Annotated in this window: 26 protein-coding genes, 1 other RNA gene and 2 pseudogenes; 17 read left to right on the plus strand and 12 right to left on the minus strand. The window is 64.1% G+C overall.

The features are described from left to right. Nucleotides 1-138 precede the first annotated feature (138 nt). Both hisN and CTR53_RS06425 read right to left on the minus strand, forming a co-directional pair. On the minus strand, nt 139-939 hold the full coding sequence (gene hisN, locus CTR53_RS06420) for a histidinol-phosphatase (protein WP_290810158.1): 801 nt from the start codon (nt 937-939) through the stop codon (nt 139-141). Nucleotides 940-973: 34 nt separating this feature from the next. Then, on the minus strand, nt 974-1,516 hold the full coding sequence (locus tag CTR53_RS06425) for a cytochrome c family protein (protein ID WP_290810160.1): 543 nt from the start codon (nt 1,514-1,516) through the stop codon (nt 974-976). Nucleotides 1,517-1,736: 220 nt separating this feature from the next. Here CTR53_RS06425 and CTR53_RS06430 point away from each other — a divergent pair, with 220 nt between their 5' ends. From CTR53_RS06430 to CTR53_RS06450, 6 genes and pseudogenes are all read left to right on the plus strand, one after another. Then, a complete protein-coding gene (locus CTR53_RS06430; RefSeq protein WP_290810162.1) occupies nt 1,737-2,489 on the plus strand; it encodes a 3-deoxy-manno-octulosonate cytidylyltransferase in 753 nt (250 codons plus the stop codon). 21 nt (nt 2,490-2,510) lie between these two features. After that, nucleotides 2,511-3,386, plus strand: coding sequence for a prephenate dehydratase (locus tag CTR53_RS06435; RefSeq protein WP_290810164.1), 876 nt, complete (start codon nt 2,511-2,513; stop codon nt 3,384-3,386). Nucleotides 3,387-3,539: 153 nt separating this feature from the next. Then, the gene (locus CTR53_RS06440) at nt 3,540-4,154 is read left to right on the plus strand and encodes a LysE family translocator (protein ID WP_290810166.1); all 615 of its coding nucleotides are present in this window, start codon (nt 3,540-3,542) and stop codon (nt 4,152-4,154) included. Between the two features lie 131 nt (nt 4,155-4,285). Beyond that, nucleotides 4,286-5,287: pseudogene (locus CTR53_RS06445) on the plus strand (flavin monoamine oxidase family protein); the annotation flags it as partial. Nucleotides 5,288-5,354: 67 nt separating this feature from the next. Beyond that, nucleotides 5,355-5,546, plus strand: coding sequence for a hypothetical protein (locus CTR53_RS21210; RefSeq protein ID WP_367158953.1), 192 nt, complete (start codon nt 5,355-5,357; stop codon nt 5,544-5,546). Between the two features lie 96 nt (nt 5,547-5,642). After that, entirely contained in the window at nt 5,643-6,596 is a 954-nt protein-coding gene (locus tag CTR53_RS06450; RefSeq protein ID WP_290810170.1) for an aldo/keto reductase, read from the plus strand. On the opposite strand, the gene CTR53_RS06455 is transcribed toward CTR53_RS06450, so the two are convergent. The 5 genes from CTR53_RS06455 to CTR53_RS06475 form a co-directional block, all read right to left on the minus strand. Next, a complete protein-coding gene (locus CTR53_RS06455; RefSeq protein WP_290810172.1) occupies nt 6,593-7,894 on the minus strand; it encodes an NAD(P)-binding domain-containing protein in 1,302 nt (433 codons plus the stop codon). The two genes, CTR53_RS06450 and CTR53_RS06455, sit on opposite strands and share 4 nt — an antisense overlap. Further along, the gene (locus CTR53_RS06460; protein ID WP_290810174.1) at nt 7,891-8,877 is read right to left on the minus strand and encodes an NAD-dependent epimerase/dehydratase family protein; all 987 of its coding nucleotides are present in this window, start codon (nt 8,875-8,877) and stop codon (nt 7,891-7,893) included. The genes CTR53_RS06455 and CTR53_RS06460 overlap by 4 nt, the downstream gene beginning before the upstream one ends. Before the next feature lie 184 nt (nt 8,878-9,061). After that, nucleotides 9,062-10,018 (minus strand): tripartite tricarboxylate transporter substrate binding protein, encoded by a 957-nt coding sequence (locus CTR53_RS06465; protein ID WP_290810176.1) that lies wholly within the window; start codon nt 10,016-10,018, stop codon nt 9,062-9,064. 12 nt (nt 10,019-10,030) lie between these two features. Beyond that, a complete protein-coding gene (locus CTR53_RS06470; RefSeq protein ID WP_290810178.1) occupies nt 10,031-10,381 on the minus strand; it encodes a hypothetical protein in 351 nt (116 codons plus the stop codon). Next, nucleotides 10,378-11,751 carry an acyclic terpene utilization AtuA family protein gene (locus CTR53_RS06475; protein WP_290810180.1) on the minus strand — a complete coding sequence of 458 codons (1,374 nt, stop codon included), beginning with the start codon at nt 11,749-11,751 and terminating at the stop codon, nt 10,378-10,380. The genes CTR53_RS06470 and CTR53_RS06475 overlap by 4 nt, the downstream gene beginning before the upstream one ends. A gap of 89 nt (nt 11,752-11,840) precedes the next feature. Between CTR53_RS06475 and CTR53_RS06480 the strand changes: the two genes are divergently transcribed. Then, nucleotides 11,841-12,746, plus strand: a complete 906-nt coding sequence (locus CTR53_RS06480; protein ID WP_290810181.1) for a LysR family transcriptional regulator — start codon at nt 11,841-11,843, stop codon at nt 12,744-12,746. A gap of 11 nt (nt 12,747-12,757) precedes the next feature. Here CTR53_RS06480 and CTR53_RS06485 read toward each other — a convergent pair whose 3' ends face one another. Both CTR53_RS06485 and CTR53_RS06490 read right to left on the minus strand, forming a co-directional pair. Further along, entirely contained in the window at nt 12,758-13,354 is a 597-nt protein-coding gene (locus CTR53_RS06485) for a bifunctional 2-polyprenyl-6-hydroxyphenol methylase/3-demethylubiquinol 3-O-methyltransferase UbiG (RefSeq protein WP_290810183.1), read from the minus strand. Nucleotides 13,355-13,358: 4 nt separating this feature from the next. Further along, nucleotides 13,359-13,574 carry a DUF465 domain-containing protein gene (locus CTR53_RS06490; protein ID WP_290810185.1) on the minus strand — a complete coding sequence of 72 codons (216 nt, stop codon included), beginning with the start codon at nt 13,572-13,574 and terminating at the stop codon, nt 13,359-13,361. 53 nt (nt 13,575-13,627) lie between these two features. Between CTR53_RS06490 and CTR53_RS06495 the strand changes: the two genes are divergently transcribed. After that, nucleotides 13,628-14,158, plus strand: a complete 531-nt coding sequence (locus CTR53_RS06495) for a TIGR02444 family protein (protein ID WP_290810187.1) — start codon at nt 13,628-13,630, stop codon at nt 14,156-14,158. Here the strand turns inward: CTR53_RS06495 and CTR53_RS06500 are convergent. Then, nucleotides 14,155-14,739, minus strand: a complete 585-nt coding sequence (locus CTR53_RS06500) for a UbiX family flavin prenyltransferase (protein ID WP_290810189.1) — start codon at nt 14,737-14,739, stop codon at nt 14,155-14,157. The genes CTR53_RS06495 and CTR53_RS06500 overlap by 4 nt on opposite strands. Before the next feature lie 294 nt (nt 14,740-15,033). Between CTR53_RS06500 and CTR53_RS06505 the strand changes: the two genes are divergently transcribed. Beyond that, entirely contained in the window at nt 15,034-15,195 is a 162-nt protein-coding gene (locus CTR53_RS06505; protein ID WP_144067117.1) for a YdcH family protein, read from the plus strand. Nucleotides 15,196-15,233: 38 nt separating this feature from the next. Here the strand turns inward: CTR53_RS06505 and CTR53_RS06510 are convergent. Both CTR53_RS06510 and CTR53_RS06515 read right to left on the minus strand, forming a co-directional pair. Beyond that, nucleotides 15,234-16,818: pseudogene (locus CTR53_RS06510) on the minus strand (acyl-CoA synthetase). 99 nt (nt 16,819-16,917) lie between these two features. Beyond that, nucleotides 16,918-17,691 carry a sulfite exporter TauE/SafE family protein gene (locus CTR53_RS06515; protein ID WP_290810194.1) on the minus strand — a complete coding sequence of 258 codons (774 nt, stop codon included), beginning with the start codon at nt 17,689-17,691 and terminating at the stop codon, nt 16,918-16,920. Nucleotides 17,692-17,833: 142 nt separating this feature from the next. On the opposite strand from CTR53_RS06515, the gene CTR53_RS06520 reads away from it, so the two are divergent. From CTR53_RS06520 to CTR53_RS06555, 8 genes are all read left to right on the plus strand, one after another. Next, nucleotides 17,834-18,367, plus strand: a complete 534-nt coding sequence (locus CTR53_RS06520; RefSeq protein WP_290810196.1) for a hypothetical protein — start codon at nt 17,834-17,836, stop codon at nt 18,365-18,367. Nucleotides 18,368-18,379: 12 nt separating this feature from the next. After that, nucleotides 18,380-18,715, plus strand: a complete 336-nt coding sequence (locus CTR53_RS06525) for a cell division protein ZapA (RefSeq protein WP_290810198.1) — start codon at nt 18,380-18,382, stop codon at nt 18,713-18,715. Nucleotides 18,716-18,728: 13 nt separating this feature from the next. Next, nucleotides 18,729-18,886: non-coding RNA, 6S RNA (ssrS, locus tag CTR53_RS06530), on the plus strand. A 41-nt stretch (nt 18,887-18,927) separates the two neighbouring features. Beyond that, on the plus strand, nt 18,928-19,566 hold the full coding sequence (locus CTR53_RS06535; RefSeq protein WP_290810200.1) for a 5-formyltetrahydrofolate cyclo-ligase: 639 nt from the start codon (nt 18,928-18,930) through the stop codon (nt 19,564-19,566). Further along, entirely contained in the window at nt 19,563-20,372 is an 810-nt protein-coding gene (locus CTR53_RS06540) for a TIGR00282 family metallophosphoesterase (RefSeq protein WP_290810202.1), read from the plus strand. The genes CTR53_RS06535 and CTR53_RS06540 overlap by 4 nt, the downstream gene beginning before the upstream one ends. 8 nt (nt 20,373-20,380) lie before the next feature. Further along, nucleotides 20,381-20,971, plus strand: a complete 591-nt coding sequence (locus CTR53_RS06545; RefSeq protein ID WP_290810204.1) for a uracil-DNA glycosylase family protein — start codon at nt 20,381-20,383, stop codon at nt 20,969-20,971. A gap of 75 nt (nt 20,972-21,046) precedes the next feature. After that, a complete protein-coding gene (locus CTR53_RS06550) occupies nt 21,047-21,388 on the plus strand; it encodes a helix-turn-helix transcriptional regulator (RefSeq protein ID WP_290810206.1) in 342 nt (113 codons plus the stop codon). After that, nucleotides 21,385-22,275, plus strand: a complete 891-nt coding sequence (locus tag CTR53_RS06555; RefSeq protein WP_290810208.1) for an SRPBCC family protein — start codon at nt 21,385-21,387, stop codon at nt 22,273-22,275. Before CTR53_RS06550 ends, CTR53_RS06555 begins: the two co-directional genes overlap by 4 nt. Nucleotides 22,276-22,285 lie beyond the last annotated feature (10 nt).

A 22,285-nucleotide genomic window follows, 5' to 3' on the forward strand; every position in this document is an offset into this window, starting at 1 on the left:
CCCAGCGTGAGCGCATGGCTGACTTTTCCTGATTGGGCACGGGCATCATGGAATGGGGCGTGAAACGGTGCGGACAGTGCGAGCGCGAGAAGGGCGGCGGGCAGCAGTACGGATCGCATCAGTTGGCTCCAGTCAGCGTCACACTCCGGACAGGTATTCCATGGCGGCCTGGTGCAGCGCCGGATTCGCTGCGGCCAGAACGCGGGAGCGGCCCCGCATATCCAGCGGCTGGCCTTCCCAGTCGGTGATTATGCCGCCCGCACCGGCCACGATAGGCGTCAGCGCGGCATAATCGTAAGGCTGCATCCGGCCATCCATGGCGATGTCGGCGAAACCCGAAGCCAGCATACCATAGGCAATGCAGTCGCCGGACATACGATTGATGTGGCAGGCCTTTCGCAATTTCGTGAACGCGGCCAACTCGGCCTCGGTGAAGCTGTCCACGTAAGTCGTCATCAGCACGGCATCACCCAGGCTGCGCTGCGCGTTGGTGCGGGCGGGACTGCCATTGAACTCGGTCGGGCGACCGGCGGCCCCGATCCAGCGATCCCCCATGATCGGCTGGTCGATCACGCCCAGCACCGGGCGGTTCTCGAAGGTCAGCGCGATCAGCGTGCCGAAGATCGGCAGGCCGGAGACGAAGCTCTTGGTGCCGTCTATGGGGTCGAGAATCCAGCGCCAGGGCGACGCATCGCGCACCTGGCCGAATTCCTCGCCGAAGATGCCGTGATCGGGATACCGCGCTTCGATGGCCTTGCGCATGGCGGCTTCGGCATTGCGGTCGGCAATGGTGACGGGCGACGCATCGGCCTTGCTGATGACGTCGAAATTGGTGCGGAAATGCGGACGGATCTCGACGCGGGCCAGTTCAGCCAGCCGGTGGGCAAAACCCACCAGCTCGTCGGCTTTGGATGCAAAAAGGGCCGGGATGTCGGTCATGACAGCTCCCGGCCCTTGAAAGCGAGTTGCGAGATCAATTCGGCAGCGGCTTCGGGCTGTCCGACAGCGAACGCAGATAGGCAATCAGGTCGGCGCGCTCCTTGGCACTCTTGGAACCGGCGAACGACATCTTGGTGCCCGGGGCATAGGCCTTCGGGTTCTTCAGGAAATGGTAGAGATTCTCGTAAGTCCACTCGCCTTCGGTCTTCTTGATGGCGTCGGAATAGGCAAAGCCGGCCATATGAGCCTTCGGACCGCCGACCACGTTATAGAGGTTGGGGCCGACTTTTGCAGGGCCGCCCTTTTCCACGCCATGGCAGGAGGCGCACTTGCCGAAGGCCTTCTTGCCGGCATCGACATTGGCCGAGGCCAGCAGGGTAGCAATCGGCGGATCTTCTTCCTGGACAGCAGCCGGAGCGCCGCCAGCCGGGGCTTCCTCGGGAACGTCGATCTTGTAGGCGGCTTCGGCGAGCTTCTTGGGGTGGATCAGCATGTTGCCGACCTGGCTGACGCCCATGATGATCAGCAGGCAGAACAGGACTGCGCCGGCGATCTTGTTGAGCTCGAAACTATTCATTGGGTCGGACTCCCGGGACGGCAATGCTGGTAGGGCCGCGAAACGGCTGGAAAATCGCCGGGAGATTACCGGCTTCCCCGACCCGTTCGCAACCCGTATATATCCGCACCAGATGGGGCTGCGGCGGCTCCGGCTGCGGCGAAGTGCCGCACCGGGATGGCGCCTGGCCCCATTCCGCCTGCCGTCCCGATCTCGCTGCTATTTCAAGGCCTAAAACATCATGACTGCCGCGCTGCCGAAAAATCCCATCGTCCTGATCCCGTCGCGGCTCGCTTCGACCCGGCTGCCTGACAAACCGCTGGCCGATATCCACGGCCAGCCGATGATCGTGCACTGCCTGCGCCGTGCCCAGGAGGCCGGATTCGCTCGCGTCGCCGTGGCCTGCGGCGATGCCCAGATTGCCGAGGCGGTGACGGCAGCCGGCGGCGAGGCGGTGCTGACCGATCCGAACCATCCCTCGGGGTCCGACCGCATCTTCGAGGCGTTGCAGAAGCTGGACGCGGACGGCCGGCATGACGCTGTGATCAACCTGCAGGGCGACCTGCCGGCCATCGACCCGAAGGTGATCGCCGCCGCGCTCACTCCGCTGGCCGATCCCGCCATCGACATCGCCACGCTGGCCACGCCTATCGTGGATCAGCATGAGGTGGACGACCGCAACGTGGTGAAGGCCGTACTCAGTCTCGGCGCCGGCCAGAGCGTCGGCCGCGCACTCTATTTCAGCCGCCGGCCGGTGCCGGGCGGCGAGGGGCCGCTGTGGCACCATATCGGCATCTACGCCTATCGCCGCGCGGCGCTGGAGCGCTTCGTCGCGCTCAAGCCCTCGCCGCTGGAAAAGCGCGAGAGCCTGGAGCAGCTGCGCGCGCTGGAAAACGGCATGAGCATTGCGGCAGCCGTCGTTGACACGCTTCCGCTCGGTGTCGATACTCCGGCCGATCTCGCGCGCATCCGCGCCGCCATGCAGCCCAGATAATTCCGAAAAACGAGTCACGCCATGTCGCCTGTCGCCACCATCGCCACGGATGTCACCGACCCCGCAACGGTCGTGGCCTTTCAGGGTGCGCCGGGCGCTTATTCGCATCTGGCCTGCCGCGAGGCACTGCCCGACTTGGTGCCGCTGCCCTGCGCGACCTTCGAGGATGCCTTCGCCGCGGTGCGCGACGGGAAGGCGGCCTGCGGCCTGATCCCGATCGAGAATTCCACCGCCGGCCGCGTTGCCGATATCCACCATCTGCTGCCCGAGGGCGGCCTGTTCATCACGGCCGAGCATTTCCTGCGCGTGCGGCACCAGCTGCTGGCACCAAAGAGTGCCTCGCTCAAGACGGTGAAGCGCGTCTACAGCCATGTGCAGGCGCTGTCGCAGTGCCGTCGCGTCACCAAGGATCTCGGCATCGAGCCGATTGTCGCCAGCGATACTGCCGGTTCGGCCAAGGACGTCGCCGAGCGCAACAATCCGGAAGAGGCGGCGATTGCCTCCAGCATCGCCGGCGAACTCTACGGCCTGCAGATCCTGCGTGCCGATATCGAGGACAACCACACCAACACGACGCGCTTCATCAGGCTGGAGCGCCAGCGCCGCGATCCCGATCCGAACAGCGCCGCCTGCATGACCGCGATCATGTTCAAGGTGCGCAGCGTGCCGGCCGCGCTGTACAAGGCGCTCGGCGGCTTCGCCACCAACGGCGTGAACGTCGTGAAGCTGGAAAGCTACCTGACCGACGGTTTCAAGGTCGCTGAATTCTATGCCGAGATCGAAGGTCACCCGGCGCATCGCAATGTCGATCTGGCGCTGCAGGAACTGGAATATTTCAGCCGCTCGCTGAAAGTACTCGGCGTGTTCAACCCGCATCCGTTCCGCTCGGCGGATTAAGGGTTTTTCATTTATGAAGTGTCACTCGCGGGCTTGACCCGCGAGTCCCATTTAATGGGATGCGCGGGTCAAGCCCGGGCATGACGAAAGGGGCGACGATGCCCCTGCACAAACCTTCCAGACTAATCGCTGCCCGCATGCCGTAATACCGGCATGACTCTGGACCAGATCGCCGCCTTCTTCGTCTTCGCACTGGTCGCCGCCATCACGCCGGGGCCGAGCAATGTGCTGCTGACCGCAACCGGCATGCAGGTTGGGCTTTGGCGAGGCCTGCCCTGCCTGTTCGGCGTTTCCGCCGGCATGGGCTCGATGATGTTCCTGGCCGCTTGCGGTTTCGGCGCCCTGGTGCTGCAGCATCCGCAGGTTATGCAGATCGTGCGGTGGTTGGGCGCCGCCTTTCTGCTCTGGCTCGCCTGGAAGATCGCCAGTGCACCAGTGAGTAGGAAGGATGGCGGCGATAACAGCGCGACAATACCGGAACCGACCGGTTTCCTCGGCGCCGCCCTGCTGCAATGGGTGAATCCAAAAGCCTGGCTGGTTTCGGCTGGCGCGGTGGCGACCTATCTGCCGGGTGAGGCAGAGTCTGCCTTGCTGCGTGCTGCGGTCTTCACGCTGGTCTTTGTCAGTGCCGCTTTGCCCAGCGGTTTCGTCTGGCTCGTGTTCGGTGCGGCGGCGCAGCGATTTTTGCGCGATCCACCCCGCCAGCGCGGTTTCAACATCGCGATGGGACTGGCACTGGCGGCCTCGGTTGCGATGATCCTGCGCTAGGCTCTCCACCTAACGAATTTGTGTGGACGGGCCGATAAAATTTCATCCCGAGGGTCAGGCTTCGCGGCATAATGCCGGCTATGACGGGAATCACGAGGCGACGATTCACAGCCATGACCGCAGCGGCAGCGATGCTGCCTGCGCTCGGTGTCCGTGCGGCCGCGCTGCCGTCTGAAACCGAAGTGGTGATTGTCGGCGCCGGCATGGCCGGACTGGCCGCCGCCCGCATGCTGCAGGACCGTGGCCGCAATGTCGTGGTGCTGGAAGCGCGCGATCGCATCGGCGGTCGCATCTGGACCCATAGCACGGCGCTCGATTTTCCCGTCGATCTCGGCGGCTGGCTGTTGCGCTCGGCCGACATCAATCCGCTTGCCATCGAAATCCGCAATCGGGAAGTGCGCCTGCAGCCCGATGAAGGCGATTTCTGGCTGTTCGACCAGAACAGCAGCGGCGAACCGGCCCGCGATGCCCGCAGCCAGGATTACGACGCGCTCGGTTTCGCCTATGACAAAATGGACGATGCCCTGCTCGATGCGCGTGCGTTACGCAGCGACGTGGCGCTGGCCAGCCGCATCAAGCTGGAGGCAAACGGCCCGGCCGGCCGCTGGATCGATCTGGCCCGGGCACTGGCCGCGCCGCTGCATGTCGGCGTCGAATTCGCTGCATTGTCGGCGCTGGATGCGCCGAGGCTCATCGGCACCGGCAACGACGCCTGGCTGCCTGGCGGCTTCGGTGCCTGGCTCAGCCACTTCGCTGCCGATCTGCCGGTTTTCCGCGACCGCCCGGTGGTGCGGATCGACTGGGCCGGTGGCAGCGGCGTGACGGTGGCAACGGCGGAAGGCCAAGTGCGCGCCGAGACCTGCATCGTCACTGTGCCGCTCGGTCTGCTCAATGCGAAAGACGGCATCGTGTTCCAGCCCGGCCTGCCGGAACCGCAGCGCGAGGCGCTTTCCCGCATGACCATGGGGGTGATCGACCGCATTGCCCTGCAGTACGAGGGTGGCGCCTTCGATGCGCCGGCCAATACGCAGGCGCTGCTGCGCGCACATAACAGTCGCGCGATGAGCATTCGCCTGAACGCCCAGGCGATGCCGCTGGCGATTGCGCAGGTCGGCGGCGATTATGCCCGCGATCTCGAAGGGCGTGGCGAAGCGGCGATGATNNACACACTGGGGCAGCGATCCGTGGAGCCGCGGTGCGGTGGCAGCGGCAAAGCCCGGCTTCGCCACGGCGCGGCGCAATGCCGGCCGCGCGCTCACCAGTGCGGCCGGCCGCGCCCGCGTGCTGTTCGCCGGCGAGGCCTTCGCGCCGGTCGACTGGATCGGCTCGGCCGCTGGGGCGTGGCTGTCGGGACGTGTGGCGGCGACGGAAGCGCTGCGGGTGCTGGGGTGAAAATCACCGGACCAATATGGCCCGGCTTGCTACATGCGCGCTGACGGCAGGATACTCCGCCAGCCTCCATCGCCCACCTCATCAGAGAGTCCCGCCATGAAATTCCGCAATCTCGGCACGTCTGGTCTTCTGGTCTCCGAAGTCGGCCTCGGCTGCAACAATTTCGAAATGCGGCTCGACCTCGAAGCCTCGCGCAAGGTGATCCACAAGGCGCTCGATCTCGGTATCACGCTGTTTGATACAGCCGACATCTACGGCAACAAGGGCGGTTCCGAGACGCAGATGGGCAAGATCCTCGGCGCCCGCCGCAAGGACATCGTGCTGGCGACCAAATTTGCCATGCCGATGGACGACGCGGGCAAGAAGGTCGGCGCCTCGCGGGCTTATATCATGAAAGCGGTGGAAGACAGCCTGGCGCGGCTGCAGACGGACTACATCGATCTCTACCAGCAGCACCAGCCCGATCCGCGCACACCTATCGATGAAACGCTGCGAGCGCTCGACGATCTAATCACCCAGGGCAAGGTGCGCTATATCGGCAATTCCAATTTCGCGGCCTGGCAACTGGCGGACGCCGACTGGACGGCAAAGCAGCTCGGCACGCATCGCTTCGTCTCGGCGCAGGACGAACTCAGCATGGTGTTCCGCAAGGCCGAGATCGAACAGCTCAATGCCTGTGGCCGTTTCGGCCTCGGCTTCCTGCCGTTCTTCCCCCTCGCCAGCGGACTCCTGACCGGCAAGCATAAGACCGGCGCGGCGGCTGAAGGTTCGCGGCTGGCCAATACCGAACGCCTCGCCAACCGCTACATGACGGCAGGCAATATGGCGACCGTCGAGCGCCTGCGCGGCTGGTGCGACAAGAGTGGCTGGAGCATGACCGAACTGGCCTTCGCCTGGTTACTGGCAAAGCCGCAGGTGTCCAGCGTGATCGCCGGCGCCACCAAGCCGGAGCAGCTGGAGCAGAATGTTCAGGCCGGCGCGCGCGCACTCTCGGGCGATGAACTGGCCGAAGTGAACAAGCTGCTCGATCCGGTGCCGTATACCGCTTAATACCCTGCCTTGCCGCTCGCCATATCCTCGCGCATCTGCGTGGCGTAGTCGCGGTAGTCCACTTCCAGCGTATAGCGTGCGCTGTCGACATAGCGCCGCTTCACGCCGCGCCAGTGTGCGCGCAGCTCGGCCCGCATCGCATCTGTTGAGGGCAGCGCGATCTCGCCGGCCAGCACGCCGGCAAGCCAGCGCGACTGGATTTCCACCAGCGGGATCGTCGCGCCGATCGGCTGTACCAGCCCGGCGAAATACAACCCCGGCCGCTCCAGCGCCAGCATGCGGCGATAGAGTTGCGGGGCCTCATTGTCCTTCACCGCGAAGATCGAAGGATCGAGGAAGGGGAAGCTGGTTTTGTAGCCGGTGGCATAGATGATGGCGTCGAAGTCTTCGTGGCTGCCATCGGCAAAGTCGACACGGCTGCCGTCCAGCTTTGTCACGTTCGGTTTAACTTTGATCCGGCCGTGGCCGATATAGGGCAGGAGTTCCTGGCTGATGGTGGCATGCTCGCGCCACATCGGATGCTTCGGCGTCGGCATGCCATAGCGGCGCTGGTCGCCGACGGTCAGGTACATCAGCCTGTTGACGATCATGCGGCTCAGCACGGTGGGCAGTTTCAGCTTACGCGAGAAAAACGCGCCCCAGCGGTCGATCGGAATACCCATGATGTATTTCGGCATGATCCAGGCGCCGCGCCGCGTCGACAGCGTCACGCTTCTGGCGCGACGACAGAGATCGACCGCAATATCGACCGCCGAGTTGCCGATGCCGACGACGAGCACGCGTTTGTCGTCGAAAGGTTCGGCGGTCTTGTAGGCATGGGAATGGATCTGCATGCCATCGAACTGCCCGGGGAAATCCGGCAGGCGGGTATCCCACAGATGGCCGTTGGCGACGATGACCGCGCTGTAGGTCAGTGTCTCGCCGGTCTCCAGCGTGACCACCCAGTCTTCTCCGGCCGGCTCGACCTTCGTCACGCCGGTGCGGAAACGAATCTGCGGCCGGATGCCGAATTTCTCCGCGTAAGATTCGAGATACTGCATCACCTGCCAGTGCGAGGGAAAATCCGGCAGGTCGTCGGGCGTGGGGAAATCGGGATACTGCAGATTTTTGCGGCTGGTATCGATATGCAGGCTGCGATAGGCCGCCGACACGCCGTTGTCGTTGTTGTAACGCCAGTTGCCGCCGATATCCGAACCCTTTTCAAAACAGTCAAACTCAAGGTCTTTCTGTTTCAGGGCCTTGGCGACAGCGATGCCCGACGAACCCGCGCCGATGATGCAAAAACGTTTCGTGCTCATGGCGCGTCTTTCAGGTAAGCGTCGATGATCTCGGTCAGGCTGGCATCGGGCAGGATGCCGAGCTGGCGCGCCCGCACAGAGTCGAAGCGCGCCGGCCAGCCATCTACGATGGCCTGCATCTGTGCGTCCGGCCGCCAGTTCACCTGGCCGGGCTTGCGCTGCGGCCAGGCCTGTACGGCAGCTGCCATTTCGGCGGCGGTGACGCGCAGGGCTGGCAGATTGAAAGCGCGGAAAGCGCCGATTGTATCTGCCGACAGGTCATGCAGTTTCAGCAGGCCGCGCACCACCGCCTGGATCGAGACGAGGGGCAGCGTTGTCTCGGGCCTGAACGGGCAATCGGTATTATCGCCATTCAATGGTTCGCGCAGGATGGCGGCCACGCTGTCCGATACCGAGCGGCCTGCTCGCGGCCGGATCACCACGATGGGCAGGCGCAGGCAGCGTCCGTCCAGTACGCCATGGCGGCTGTAGTCGCTGACCAGCTGTTCGGCGATCACCTTATGCGCGCCATAGGAGGTTTGCGGTGTCTGTGCGGTCGTATCGTCGACTACATCGGGCAACGTGCCGCCGAAGGTGGCAATGGAACTGGCGAAAATGAAACGTGGCGCGGTCTTCTGCGCGCGGCAGAGTTCCAGCAGGCCGAGCAGGCTCAGCACATTGGTTTCGATGCCGCGTGCGATATCGCGTTCCGCTTCGGTGGTCAGCGAGGCCGCCAGATGGAACAGGGTGCCGACGCCACCCTCGAACAGGTGCTGGCGATAGCCGGCCTCGCATAGGTCGCCGATGACTTTGCGGACAGGAATATTGCCGGTGCGAGTGGAGGGCGCGGCGAAATCCATCTGGTCGGCCAGCACCAGTTCGGAGATCGGGGCGGGATGCTGGGCCGAGCCTGTCGCAGCTTGCATCAACTGGCCCTGGCGCAGCAGAGCTGCAGTCAGTTTGCGCCCAATGAATCCGGCTGCCCCGGTGATGACAACACGCATGTTTTTCTCCCTCTGCAGCTATTTAATCTGGATCGGGAGATGTCATGCAACGATGCCGTTGCGGAAGATCCTCACCCAACCCTCTCCCGCAGGCGGGAGAGGGTTGGGTGAGGGTGTTTCTCGCAAAAGGAAAAAGGCCGGTCGTCGCTGACCAGCCTTCACCACGTGAGAAAAGCTGAACGCCTTATTCCGGTTCGATGCCGGCGGCCTTCACTACCTTGGCCCATTTCTCGATTTCGGTGCCGACGAAATCCGCCAGTTCCTTGCGGCTGCTCGACTTCGGCTCGATCCCGGCCGCCATCAGTCTGGCCTGGATCTCCTTGTCGGCCACTGCCGCCGCCATGGATTTCTGCAGCGTGTCGGCAATCGCGGCCGGGGTTTTGGCCGGCAGCCAGGCGGCGAACCAGGCGGTGATTTCGTAGCCCGGCACGCCTTCGCTGGCGATGGTGGGCAGGCCCGGCGCCACCGGCGACGGCCCCTTGGTCGATACGCCCAGTGCTTTCACCTTGCCGGCGGCAGCCTGTGGCAGCGTGGTGGAAACGTCGGCGATCATCAGCTGCACCTGGCCGCCCAGCAGGTCGGTCACCGCTTGCGGATTGCTCTTGTAGGGCACATGCACAATGTCGGTACCGGTCATGACCTTGAACATCTCGACACCGATACGAGCCGAACTCGAACCCGCACCGAAACTCAGCTTGCCCGGATTGGCCTTGGCATAGGCAATCAGTTCCTTGACGTTCTTCGCTGGCACCGAGGGATTAACCACCAGCGCCATCGGGATGGTGCCCAGCAAGGTCACGGTTTCGAAATCCTTCACCGCGTCATAGGGCAGTTTCTTCAGCATGCTCTGGTTGGCGGCATGCGTGGTGTTGGTCGAAATCAGCAGCGTGTAGCCATCGGGCTCGGCCTGGGCCACTTTCTGCGCGGCGATCACGCCGCTGCCGCCGGCAATGTTTTCCACCACCACCGCCTGTTTCAGTTCCTTGCCGACATAGTCGCCAACCACGCGGGCCACGGTGTCGGTGGCGCTGCCGGCCGCGAACGGCACGATGAATTTGATCGATTTGGTCGGATAGCTCTGAGCCAGAGCCGGCGATGCAATCGCCACTGCGGCAACGACGAGGGATGACAGGATGCGCATGGTTTCCTCCGTTTATGATTGATCTGTGAGCAGGGACTGAATCGGTTGCGGCAGTTCGACATGGAGCGTCAGCAGTTTGAAGGACAGCGTCTTGCCATGGCCATCGAGGCCGAGGCTGGCATTCACGCCGCCGTCGAGTGCATGGTCGAGTACGAAGTTGAAGGCCCAGAGTTTCGGCAGCTCGAAACGCTGCACGCGGCCGACCTTGCGACTGGCGAACAGATCTGCCACGCGGTCGGGCGTCACCTGTTCAGCTATGGCGTCGAAAAACTCCGGCCGGTAACAGATCAGCGCGATATTCAGCCGGTTACCCTTGTCACCGGAGCGGGCATGGGCGATGCGGTGAAGAAGAACGCGACTCATGGCGCCAGATCCACTTGCGGCGTGACGAGATCGCGTTCGATCAGGCAGGAGGCGCTGGCCAGCTGCGGCACCAGATGGCGCCGCACACCGCCGCCGCCGGCCGGCCCGGCGACGTAGAGCGCTTCCACCTCGGCCAGCAGCAGATTTGCCACCTCGGCATCGGCATGGCGCGTGGCGAAGCGTACGCGGATGTCGTCGCTTTCGACTATGGCGTCGGCAAGGTCGCTGCCGGCGCTGTCGCCGAAGCTGCTGACCACGCCGATGATATCGGCGCGCACGGCAAGCCCGGGCTGCTGCGCCGCCATGCGTTTGCGGATGATGTCGATGGCAAGGCGTGCGCGCGCCGTCGCATTCGGCCCGGCATAGGAAATCTCGGCCTCGGCGAACCAGCCGCTCTCAAAACAGACGGTGGCTTTCAGCGTCTCGGGCCGGGCATGGCCGCGCGCGCCGGTCACGCTCAGACGATCCGGTCCCTGCTCGGCCAGTTCCACCTCGGTCAGGTCGAGGATCACATCCGGTGTCAGATAGGCGGCGGGGTTGTGGATTTCGTAGAGGATCTGCTCCTTCACGGTGCGCAGGTTCACCGCACCGCCGCTGCCGTCCGGTTTGGAGATCACGGCCGAACCATCGGCTTTTACTTCAGCGATGGGATAACCCAGCCGGTCGAGATCGGGTGCGTCCTTCAGGCCCGGATCGGCGAAATAGCCGCCGCTCACCTGCGGGCCGCACTCCAGCAAATGGCCGACGAGAGTCCCCGCCGCGAGCCTGTCCCAGTCATTCCAGCGCCAGCCGAATACATGCGCCAGCGGGCCCAGCGCCAGCGACGGATCGGCGACGCGGCCGGTCACCACGATCTGCGCGCCGGCCCCCAGCGCTTCGGCAATCGGCTGCGCGCCGAGATAGGCATTGGCGGCGACAATATCGGTGCGCCCGGCGAGCAGCGTGCCGTCGGTTTCGCGTGCGGCAAGATCAGCGGAAGTCAGGCGGGCGCTGAGATCGTCGCCCTGCACCACGGCAATTTTTGCATTGGCGAAGCCCAGTTCTTCCGCCATCGCACGCAGGCGCCGCGCCGCAGCCATCGGATGGGCGGCACCGAAATTGCCGACGATGCGGATATTGTGCTGCAGGCAGAGTTTCAGCACCGGCCCCACCAGTGCCGGCATGTTGGCGCTGTAGCCGGCGTCGGGATCGCGGCGGCGGTCGAGTTGCGCCAATGCCAGCGTGCGTTCGGCCAGCATCTCGAAAATCAGGAAGGCGGGAATGCCCTGCTGTGCAGCCACAGCCAGCGCTTCGGCCACCGCGACGGCGGCGCCGGGCCGGTCGCCGGCAAAGCCTGCGCCCGCGCCAATATGAACTGTAGTAGGTGGCAAGATGTAGCCTGCGTTTCGTTTCCTCGCGGGACAAACTGCCAAGACCGATCTATAACGTCCAATATATAAGAAATATGGAATTATAAATTATGTCTATTAATCTCACCCTGCGACAGCTCGAGCTTTTTACCGCTACGATGCGCGAAGGCAGTTTCACGCTGGCGGCCGAAAAGCTGCGCATCTCGCAGCCGGCGCTGAGTGCGGCGATCCGCAAGATCGAAGCCGAGCTGGGCCTGACCTTGTTCGATCGCACGACACGCAGCGTGCAACCGACACCGGATGGCCGGCATCTGTTTGCGGTGGCGGAAGACCTCTTGCGTGATTTCAAGGTGGCGATGCAGGGCGTGGCCGAACGCGCCGACGGGCTGCATGGCCGGTTGACCATCGCCGTGCTGCCCTCGGTGGCCGCTTCGATCCTGCCGCGCGCGCTGATGCAACTGCAGCGCAAATATCCCGGTATCGACGTGGCGATCCGCGACGTGATGCATGAACGTGCGGTGACGATGGTGGCCGACGGCCTGGCCGATTTTGCCGTCACCACCCGGATCGCCGAGACCGCCGCGCTCGCTTATGACGAGATCGGCGCCGACCGTATCCACCTAGTCTGCCGCGACGATCATATTCTGGCGAAGGGAAAGGGCCCGGTCGCCTGGAGCAAGCTGGAAGGGCATCCTTACGTGGCGATGGCAGGCTCGACCTCGGTGCGCCGGCTCGCGGATGCGGTGCTCCTGCAGGCCGATTTCGCGCTGCAGCCGCGTTTCGAGGTCGAACAGATCGCCTCCTGCATCGCGCTGGTGTCGGCCGGTCTTGGCGTCACGGCCCTGCCGGCGCTGACCTTTTCGATGTTCGCCTCGGATCGGCTCACCATGCGGCCACTGACCGGACCGACGATCAGCCGGCAGATCGGTTTCCTGCAACTGAAAGGCCGGCAGCTCTCGACGCCAGCCGTGGCGCTGGCCGATGAAATCCGCGGCGCCTATGCCCGAAAGAGTTAGCAGAGCGCCGATCAGCGCTTCTCCAGCATCAGTATATCCCAATGCACGCCGCCGCGGCTCAGCATGTCGCCGCGTGTGCCGCGGTACAGCAGCACCAGACCATAGGGCTGCGCCGCCGCGATCACTTCGTCGGCCGAGACGTCGAACATGCGGCGGCCGGGCGGTACCGGGCCGTGACGGAGCGTCATCGCCAGCCGTCCGCCGTCCACCAGCAATGCGGCCACCACCGGCATGGCGGCGGCGCGTTCCGCCGCGTCGAGATGCATCCACACGGCGGTCAGCATGATCAGGTCGTAGGTTCCGCCGCGCGCGGACAGCAGCGGCAGGTGCGGAAGGGCATCGTCGGTCCAGGTGATGTCGAGGCCAGCATGGAGCCGCTGGCCATGCGCCGCCATTTCCGTGGTCGGTTCGGCAGCCGTGACTCTGAAGCCGCGCCGCGCCAGCGCTGCCGCATCGCGGCCGGTGCCGGCGCCGATATCCAGGGCACGGCCTTCCGGTGGAATCAGGTGCAGGATCTGGCCATGCACCTCCTCGAAGCCGATGCTCTCGTACTGCACGGCCAACTGGTCGGCGATGGAGGCATAGCCCGCCGTGCTATCGGTGGTCACGGCGTCAGGCGATGATGTCGGGAATCAGCAGGTTCTCGATGCGGGTGATCTGATCTTTCAGCGCGAGCTTGCGTTTTTTCATACGCTGGATCTGGATCAGGTTCAGGCTGGGCTGCTCGGCCAGCGCGGTGATGGCATCGTCGAGATCGCGGTGTTCGGCGCGCAGGTCGGCCAGCTTGCCCTGCAATTCCTCGGTGTCGATCGGACCCGGAAAATTCATTCTTCTGCTCGCGGCCTACCCAAAAACCCGGAAACCCCGCTAGCATAGCATGGATGGCCGACTCTGACACAGACTCGATGCAGCCCGGATTCTGGGCCTTTTCGCTGGGGCTTTACGACCGGCCCGGTGCGGCAACGGCCTGTCTGGAATTGCAGAATCGCTTCGGCGCCGATGTGAACCTGCTGCTGCTCGGCTTCTGGCGGGCGCGGCGCGGCTATGCCGGCTGGGCCGATGCCGAACTGGGCCGGGTCGAGGCAGCTGTCGCACCGGTCAATACCGTACTGACGCCCCTGCGTGAGGCGCGACGCGCACTGAAGAGCCTGCGCGAGATCGAGCCGGCCGCCGAGGCGCTCTATGCCGACATCAAGGCGCTGGAACTGAAGCTGGAACAGGTGGCGCAGGTCTGGCTGGCGGCGGCAAGCCGGGTCAGTCCGGCGCAGCGCAGCGAAAAACACCCGCCGGATCGCGATGACGAGATCGAGGCGGCCGCCTCGCATCTCGTCGCCTATCTGGAGCGTATCGCGCCGGGCGATCAGGCCGCCGTGCAACTGGGCGCCGAGCTGCTGAAGATCGCCTTCAGTTAATTCGCTGGCCGCCCGGTCCAGCGTTTCACCAGGCCGGCATCCAGCCCGAAAAGATCGAGCACGCGGCCGACTGTGTGGCTGATCATATCGTCCAGGCTCTGTGGCTGCGCGTAGAAGCCCGGCATCGGCGGCGCGATGATCGCGCCGATCTCGGTGGCGGCGGTCATGTTGCGCAGATGGCCCAGATGCAGCGGCGTCTCGCGCGGCACCAGCACCAGGCGTCGGCGCTCCTTCAGCGTCACATCGGCGGCACGCGACAGCAGCGTGGTGGTGACGCCGGTGGCAACCTCGGCCAGCGTCTTCATCGAACAGGGCAGGATCGCCATGCCGAGCGTCTGGAACGAGCCGGATGAAATCGCCGCACCGATATCGCCAATGGCATAGACGGTATGCGCCATCGCCTTCACATCCTTGACCGCATACGACGTTTCATAGGCGATGGTCATTTCGGCCGCGCGGCTGAGGATCAGATGCGACTCGATGCCGCTGCCTTTCAACGCTTCCAGCAGACGAATGCCGTAAATCACACCCGACGCGCCGGTAATGCCGACCACGAGGCGACGTTGGGCGGGCGCGCGCATTGCTGCGGATGCGAATTGCCCCGTCTTTGCGGCCGCTTGGCTGCGTTTCCTGACGCGCGTGACGGGAAGCGTGGCTTTGCCGGCTGCACGTTTAGCGGCAGTTTTTGAAGGTGTTTTCTGTATGCGGCGCATACGGCGACTCGTTTGCTGGAGAATTTATTTTCTTTGGGGCTGACAAAGCGAAAAGGCGGTGCTTAGATAATTCACAGGCGCGTACCGATGCGGTCGCGCCTTCGTCAGGGCGACCGCAGTCGAACTGGTTGACGCGCTCCAAACCGGAAGGAGGAGCCTGCGATGAATAATCCGGCGCATCTGGACACTCTCGTCGAAAAACATCATGCCCTGCAAGCGGCTATCGATGATGAGAGCCACCGCCCCCTGCCCGATCAGGTCCGTGTGACCCAGCTCAAGCGCGAAAAGCTCAAGCTCAAAGAAGAAATATCACGCAGCGCCTAGCGGTCGGGCCCGGGCCCTGATCATTTCAGGGCCCAAGCTCACTTAAGAGCCCTGGCCCGTTCGCGCAGCTCAAATTTCTGGATCTTGCCCGTCGAGGTTTTCGGCAGTTCGCTGAATACCACGGTGCGCGGCACCTTGAACTTCGCAAGCCGCGCCTTGCAGAAGGCGATAATCTCGTCTGCCCCATTCTGATCGGGGATGACTGTCGCGCCGTTGCGCAGGGTGACGAAAGCGCAGGGCGTCTCGCCCCAGTGCTCGTCCGGGCGTGCCACCACCGCGGCCTCGACGATATCGGGATGCATATACAGCACGCCTTCGACTTCGATGGTGGAGATATTCTCGCCGCCCGAGATGATGATGTCCTTCGAGCGGTCCTTGATCTGCATATAGCCGCCGGGATGCAGCACGGCCAGGTCGCCGGAATGGAACCAGCCGCCGGCAAAGGCCTCCGTCGTCGCCTTCGGGTTCTTGAGATAGCCCTTCATCACGATATTGCCGCGGAACATGATCTCGCCCATGGTCTCGCCATCTTCCGGCACGCGTTCCATGGTTTCCGGATCCAGTACCGTCACATCTTCTTCCACGTGATAGCGCACGCCCTGGCGCGCCTTCACGGCAGCCTTCTCGGGCAGCGGCAGCTGGTCCCAGGCCTCATGCCAGTCGCAGACCACGGCCGGGCCGTAGACTTCGGTCAGGCCATAGACATGCGTGACGTCGAAGCCCATTTTTTCCATCGCCGCCAGCACCGCGGCCGGTGGAGCGGCGCCGGCGGTCATGCATTTCACGCCAGGCTGTAATTTCGCCTTCACATCGTCCGGTGCGTTGATCAGCATGGTCAGCACGGTGGGTGCGCCGCAGAAATGCGTCACGCCATGCTGCAGGACGCTGTCGAAGACCAGCGCGGGATCGACCTTGCGCAGGCAGACATGCACACCGGCCAGCATGGTGATGGTCCAGGGGAAGCACCAGCCGTCGCAATGGAACATCGGCAGTGTCCACAGATAGCGCGGATGCTTGGGCAGGTTCCAGGTCACGGCATTGCCGACGGTATTGAGATAGGCGCCGCGATGATGTGTCACCACGCCCTTCGGGTTACCGGTGGTGCCTGAGGTATAACCGAGCGAGATGGCATCCCATTCATCATCCACACCGCGCCATTCCCAGTTCGGGTCGCCCTCCTGCAGGAAGGCTTCGTATTCGATCTCGCCGAACAACTCGCCGGTGCTGCACAGATGATCGTCGATATCGACCACCAGCGGCTTTGCCTTCGTCTGTGCCAGCGCGGCCTTCACGGTGGCGCTGTATTCGCGGTCGGTNNCGCGTGTTGATCGCGTTGATCACCGCGCCGGTGACGGGAATACCGAAATGCGCTTCCAGATGCGCCGGCGTATTCGGCGCCATGATCGCCACCGTGTCGCCGCGTTTGATGCCGCGGCGTTCCAGCGCCGAGGCGAGCCGGCGGCAGCGCTCATACAATTCTTTGTAGCTGTAGCGCAGCTTGCCGTGAATGACGGCCAAATGGTCGGGGAAAACCTCGGCGGTGCGGCGCAGAAAACTGAGCGGCGACAGCGGTTCGTAATTGGCCCGGTTCTGGTCGAGATCGCGGTCGTAAATTGTCGGCATCTGGCGCTTCCCCTGCAGTCAGGGGCAAGCTAGAGCAAATGACACGCCTGCGGCAACGGTCTGGCTTGTTGGACAGACAACGGCTGGAAAATGCAGTCTTTAGAACAGTTTCAGGCCGGACCCGTCGTAGAGCAGCTTCAGCCCGACGATGAACACGAAGATGTAGACGATACGATAGAACAGCACGTCGCTCATCTTGTGATGCAGCCACATGCCGAGATAGACGCCGCCGACTGCCACCGGCACCAGCACCGCACTGGTCGCCAGGTTGCCGGGCGCGAACTGGCCGAGCCACCAGTAGGGGATCAGCTTCACGTAGTTCACCACGGCGAAGAAGATAACGGTGGTGCCGACAAAGATGGTCTTGTCCATGCGCTGCGGCAGCAGATAGACCTGCAGCGGCGGGCCACCGGCATGGGCGATGAAGCTGGTGAAGCCGGAGCAGGCGCTCCAGAACAGGCCTTTCAGCAGATGGGGCTGAGCCGGCAGTTCCGGCCCCCGCTTCAGCCATTTCTGCAGGGCGAAGGCCACGGCCACGGCGCCGACGATGATCTGCACGCCGCGGTCGCTGACATAGCCGGCCGTGGCCGTGCCGATGGCGATGCCGACCATGGCACCGGCCAGAATGATCTTCATGTTGCGGCGGTCCCATTTGCCGCGGAACCCCCACAGCCCGGCCAGGTCCATGGCGCAGAGCACCGGCAGCATGATGGCGGCGGCCTGGATCGGCGGCAGCACCAGCGCCAGCAGCGGCAGGGCAATCAGGCTGGTGCCGGGGCCGAATCCGCCCTTGCTCATGCCGGTGATCAGCACGGCAGGAAAAGCCGCGGCATAAAACCACGGGTCGGTAATCATCGGGAACGATTCGGGCATGGATGCGGCCGGAAAGAATGGGGGTGTTCGGTTGCGTGCGGCGGGCGCGAAGCTTATCTTCCATATCAACTTCACTCACCAACCCCAAGCGTCAGGCAGGTCTATTCTGACTCAGACCGGGATACCCGCAGCCATTGCCGCCATGGAACAGGCGATCCGTCGCCTGGATGCCGCGCTCGGTCAGCGTGCCGAGGCATTCCGCCGGCTGTCCGAGCAGCATGGGCTGATGGCCGGCGATGTGAAGGCACTGCGCGACGAATTGCAGGCGACCCGCGATGAAGCCGATACCCTGCGCGAACGCGCCGCCCTGGTCGATGCGCTGCGCGCCGAACTGGCACAGTTCCAGAACGATGCCGTTGAGGCCGTGCCGGTCGACGACAACTCTGCCCCGGCCGCTGCTCTGGCCGTCGAACTGGCCGCGCGCGATAACGAGATTGCTGTACTGCAGGCGGAAATCGACAGCCTGCGCAGCGAACTGGCAGCCGTGCGCAATGTTGCGCCGGTGGTCGAACTGGGCGGCGACCTGGCGGCGCTGAAGGCCGAACTGGCTGCGGCCTGTGCCAGCCGCGACGAGGTGCAGGCTTTCCAGTCCGGCGTGGCAGCGCGGCTGGAGGCGACCATGGCGCGGCTGCGTCAGGCGCTGGACAGCCAGGACAGCTCACGGGCACAACACTAGACGGAGGTCGCCATGGCTTTGGTGAATGTCACCGTCAACAACAGGCTCTACGAAGTCGGCTGCGATGACGGCGAGGAGGATCAGGTCCGCCGCCTGTCGGGCGTGCTCGACCGCCGGGTGCGCGAACTGGCTGCTCTGGTCGGGCAGGTGGGCGAGGCGCGGCTGATGCTGATGACGGCGCTCACGCTCGCCGACGACCTGGAGCAGGCCCAGCGCGACGTGGCCGAGATGCGGCAGGCCGTATCGGCCATGCAGACCGAGCAGAAAACCGCCATGGAAGGCGGAGATGCGCTGGTCGGGCTGGCAAAGCGGCTGGAAGACATTGCCGCGCGGCTGGAGAGCACCTAAATATAGCCGCGGACGGGTACTGCCCGGTGCGTGGGGTATCATAACCCTGGGGCCAATGCTCATCTCTATGGGAGCTGTCCCTGCCGAGGCCGTGGTCTCGATCATACGGCGCCCACCTGGTACGCCAGGCCACAGAGGTTTGCTAACACTCACGGCCAGGGTGGTCCCGTCCACTTCTTCCCTGGCACATTCTCCCCCACAGCGATCCAGCCTTGATCACTCCTGACTCATTTACTGGCGATCCAGATCTCGACCGCCGCAAGGCCAGCCTGCGCGCCAAGCTGAAGGCGCGGCGCGCCGAAGCTGCGCGGGCGAATGACGGCGCGAACGGGCCTGCGATTGCAGCGCTGGCCGCCGACCGCTTCATGGCGGCGATCCCGATCGAGGCCGGCCAGGTGGTGTCGGGCTACTGGCCGATGGAGGATGAACTCGATCCGCGACCGCTGCTGATGCAGCTGCAGCGCAAGGGCGCGCTCGTGGTGCTGCCTGCCGTGCAGCAGGGCAGCCGGCTGCTGCAATTCCGGCTGTGCGACGATCTGACTTGCCTGCCGCCGGCCGGCGCCTATGGCATTCCGGCGCCCGCCGCCAACGCCACGCCACTGGTGCCGGATATGTTGCTGGTACCGCTGGTGGGTTTCGACACGGCCGGCTATCGCCTCGGCATGGGCGGCGGCTATTACGACGCCACTTTGCAGGGGCTTAGAGCGGTAGTGGAGAAGAAGATACTGGCCGTGGGCTATGCCTTCGCGGTACAGCAGGTGGCGGAACTGCCGCATGCGGCGCATGATGAGCGACTGGACTGGGCCGTCACCGAACGGGGTGCGGTGCGTTTTGAAAGACGGGACGTATGAAGCTTCTTTATTGCGGCGATGTGGTCGGCCGGTCGGGCCGCGATGCAGTGATCCAGCGCATGCCGGACCTGCGCAGTCGCCTCGGTCTCGATTTCGTGCTGGTCAATGGCGAGAATGCCGCTGCCGGCTTCGGCATCACCGGTAAAATCTGCGAAGAATTCTATGCCGCCGGAGTCGATGTGATCGTGCTCGGCAACCATGCCTGGGATCAGCGCGAGACGCTGGGCTATATCAATTCCGATCCGAAGCTGCTGCGGCCGCTGAACTATCCGAAGGGCACGCCCGGCAAGGGTGCCGCGGTCTATACGCTGAACAGCGGCAGGAAGGTGCTGGTGGTGCAGGTGATGGGCCGCATCTTCATGGATCCGCTGGACGATCCCTTTGCCGCCGTCGAGGGTGAACTGGCGAAATACCGGCTCGGCGCTGGCGTCGATGCTGTCATCGTCGACATTCATGGCGAGGCGACTTCGGAGAAAATGGCCATGGGCCATTTCTGCGACGGACGCGCTTCGCTGGTCTGTGGCACGCACAGCCATATCCCGACGGCGGATGCACAGATCCTGCCGGGCGGCACGGCCTATCAGACCGATGCCGGCATGTGCGGGGACTACAATTCGGTGATCGGCATGGAAAAGACCGAGCCGCTGAACCGTTTCACCCGCAAGATTCCCGGCGGTCGTTTCGAGCCGGCCAACGGGGAAGGCACGCTCTGCGCCGTCTATGTCGAAACCGACGACCGCACCGGGCTGGCGACCAGGATCGCGCCGCTGCGTCTCGGCGGGCGCCTTTCACAAGCTGATCTCTAAAGACCTCGATGCGCGGCCGTTTTGACGCGCTGCTCAAAGAGGTCCGCGGCTGCACCTTCTGCGCCGCCCAGCTGCCGCTTGGCCCGCGCCCCGTGGTACGCATGCAGCGCAGCGCGCAGCTTCTTATCATCGGCCAGGCGCCCGGCACGAAAGTGCATGAGAGCGGCATTCCGTGGAACGACCGCAGCGGCGATGTGTTGCGCGGCTGGCTGGATATAGGGCGCGACGACTTCTACGATGAAACACGCATCGCCATCATGCCGATGGGCTTCTGCTATCCCGGCGTCGATCCGAAAGGCGGCGACAACCCACCGCGGCCGGAATGCGCGCCGCGCTGGCATGACCGGCTGCTGAAGCAGCTGCCTGATATCCGGCTCACCCTGCTGGTTGGGCAATATGCGCAAAAGTATTATCTGGCTGGCCGGCAGGGCAGGACGATGACCGAAACGGTGCAGCGCTTTCGCGAGTATCTGCCGGATGCTTATTTTCCACTGCCGCATCCCAGCTGGCGCAATCTCAGCTGGCAGAAGAAGCAGCCGTGGTTTGCGGCGGAAACCCTGCCGGCGCTGCGGAAAGCCATCAGTCGTGCACTGGCTTAGGCCGTCAGGAAGAAACTTAGCGGCTTAGCTAAGTTTTCCCTTGCATCGTCGGCAAAACTGTCGATAGTAAGCCATATGGCTAAGTGCGATCCCGATCTCTCGCGGCTCTTCCACGCGCTGGCGGACCCGACCCGCCGGTCGATCCTGACCCGGCTCGCCGAGGAACCCACGCGGGTCACCGACCTGGCCGGTCCCACCGGACTGCGTCTGCCCACGGTGATGCGGCACCTCTCCGTGCTGGAGGAAGCCGGTCTGATCTCGACCTCCAAGGACGGCCGGACACGGACCTGCGCCCTCGTGCCCGAAGCCCTGGACCCGGCACGGACCTGGATGGAGGAACAGCGGGCGATCTGGGAAAGCAGACTCGACCGGTTGGACGCATTTGTGATGAACGTGATGAAGGCGCGCAAAGAATGACACAGAACTCGGTTTCAAGTCGTTTCGCGACGCTGACCTTCGAGCGCGACATCGCAGCACCTGTATCCGCGCTATGGCAGGCCTGGACGGCCCCGGCCGCGCGGATGATCTGGGCGGCGCCCACGCCCGCGGTCACCGTGGCGTTTCTGGAAGCCGACAGCAGGGTGGGCGGACGCGAGGTCTCGCTTTGCAAAGTGAAAGGCCAGCCGGATATCCGCTGTGAAGTCGGCTGGCTGGAATTCCAGCCTGGATTGCGTAGCGTGAATTACGAGGTGGTGTCATGCGAAGGCATGGCGCAGTCGGCCGCGCTGGTGACGGCGGACCTTTCAGGCACGGACCAGCGCAGCCGGCTGGTTGTCACGGTGCAGCTGTCTTCACTGGCCGAGAATATGGAAGCGGGATACCGGCAGGGCTTTGGCGCGGGGCTGGACAATCTCGCCGGCGTGGCCGAGCGGACCATGGTGCTGGAGCGCGTGATCAAGGCACCGCGAAGCCTGGTCTGGGGCGCGTGGATGAATTCCGAGACGCTGCCGCAATGGTGGGGACCGGACGGGTATTCCTGCCGTACGGCGCGGATCGATCTGCGTGGCGGCGGCGAATGGGTCTTCGATATGATCGGACCCGATGGCACGGTCTATCCGAACCATCATCGTTACGGCGAGGTGGTGCCCGAGGAAAGACTCGGTTACACGCTGCATGCGGGCGAGAACGGACCGAAACATGCCGACGCCTGGGCCCTGTTCGAGGATCAGGGTGGAGCGACAAAGGTCACGCTCGGCATGGTGTTCAATACGGCCGCCGAATTCCAGGCAGCGAAGGGCTTCGGCGCCGTGGAACTGGGATTGCAGACTCTGGGCAAACTGGAAGCCTTCGTCGTGTCCCGCTGAACTGCCGCGT

Source organism: Ferrovibrio sp., from assembly GCF_002796975.1.
GTDB lineage: Bacteria > Pseudomonadota > Alphaproteobacteria > Ferrovibrionales > Ferrovibrionaceae > Ferrovibrio.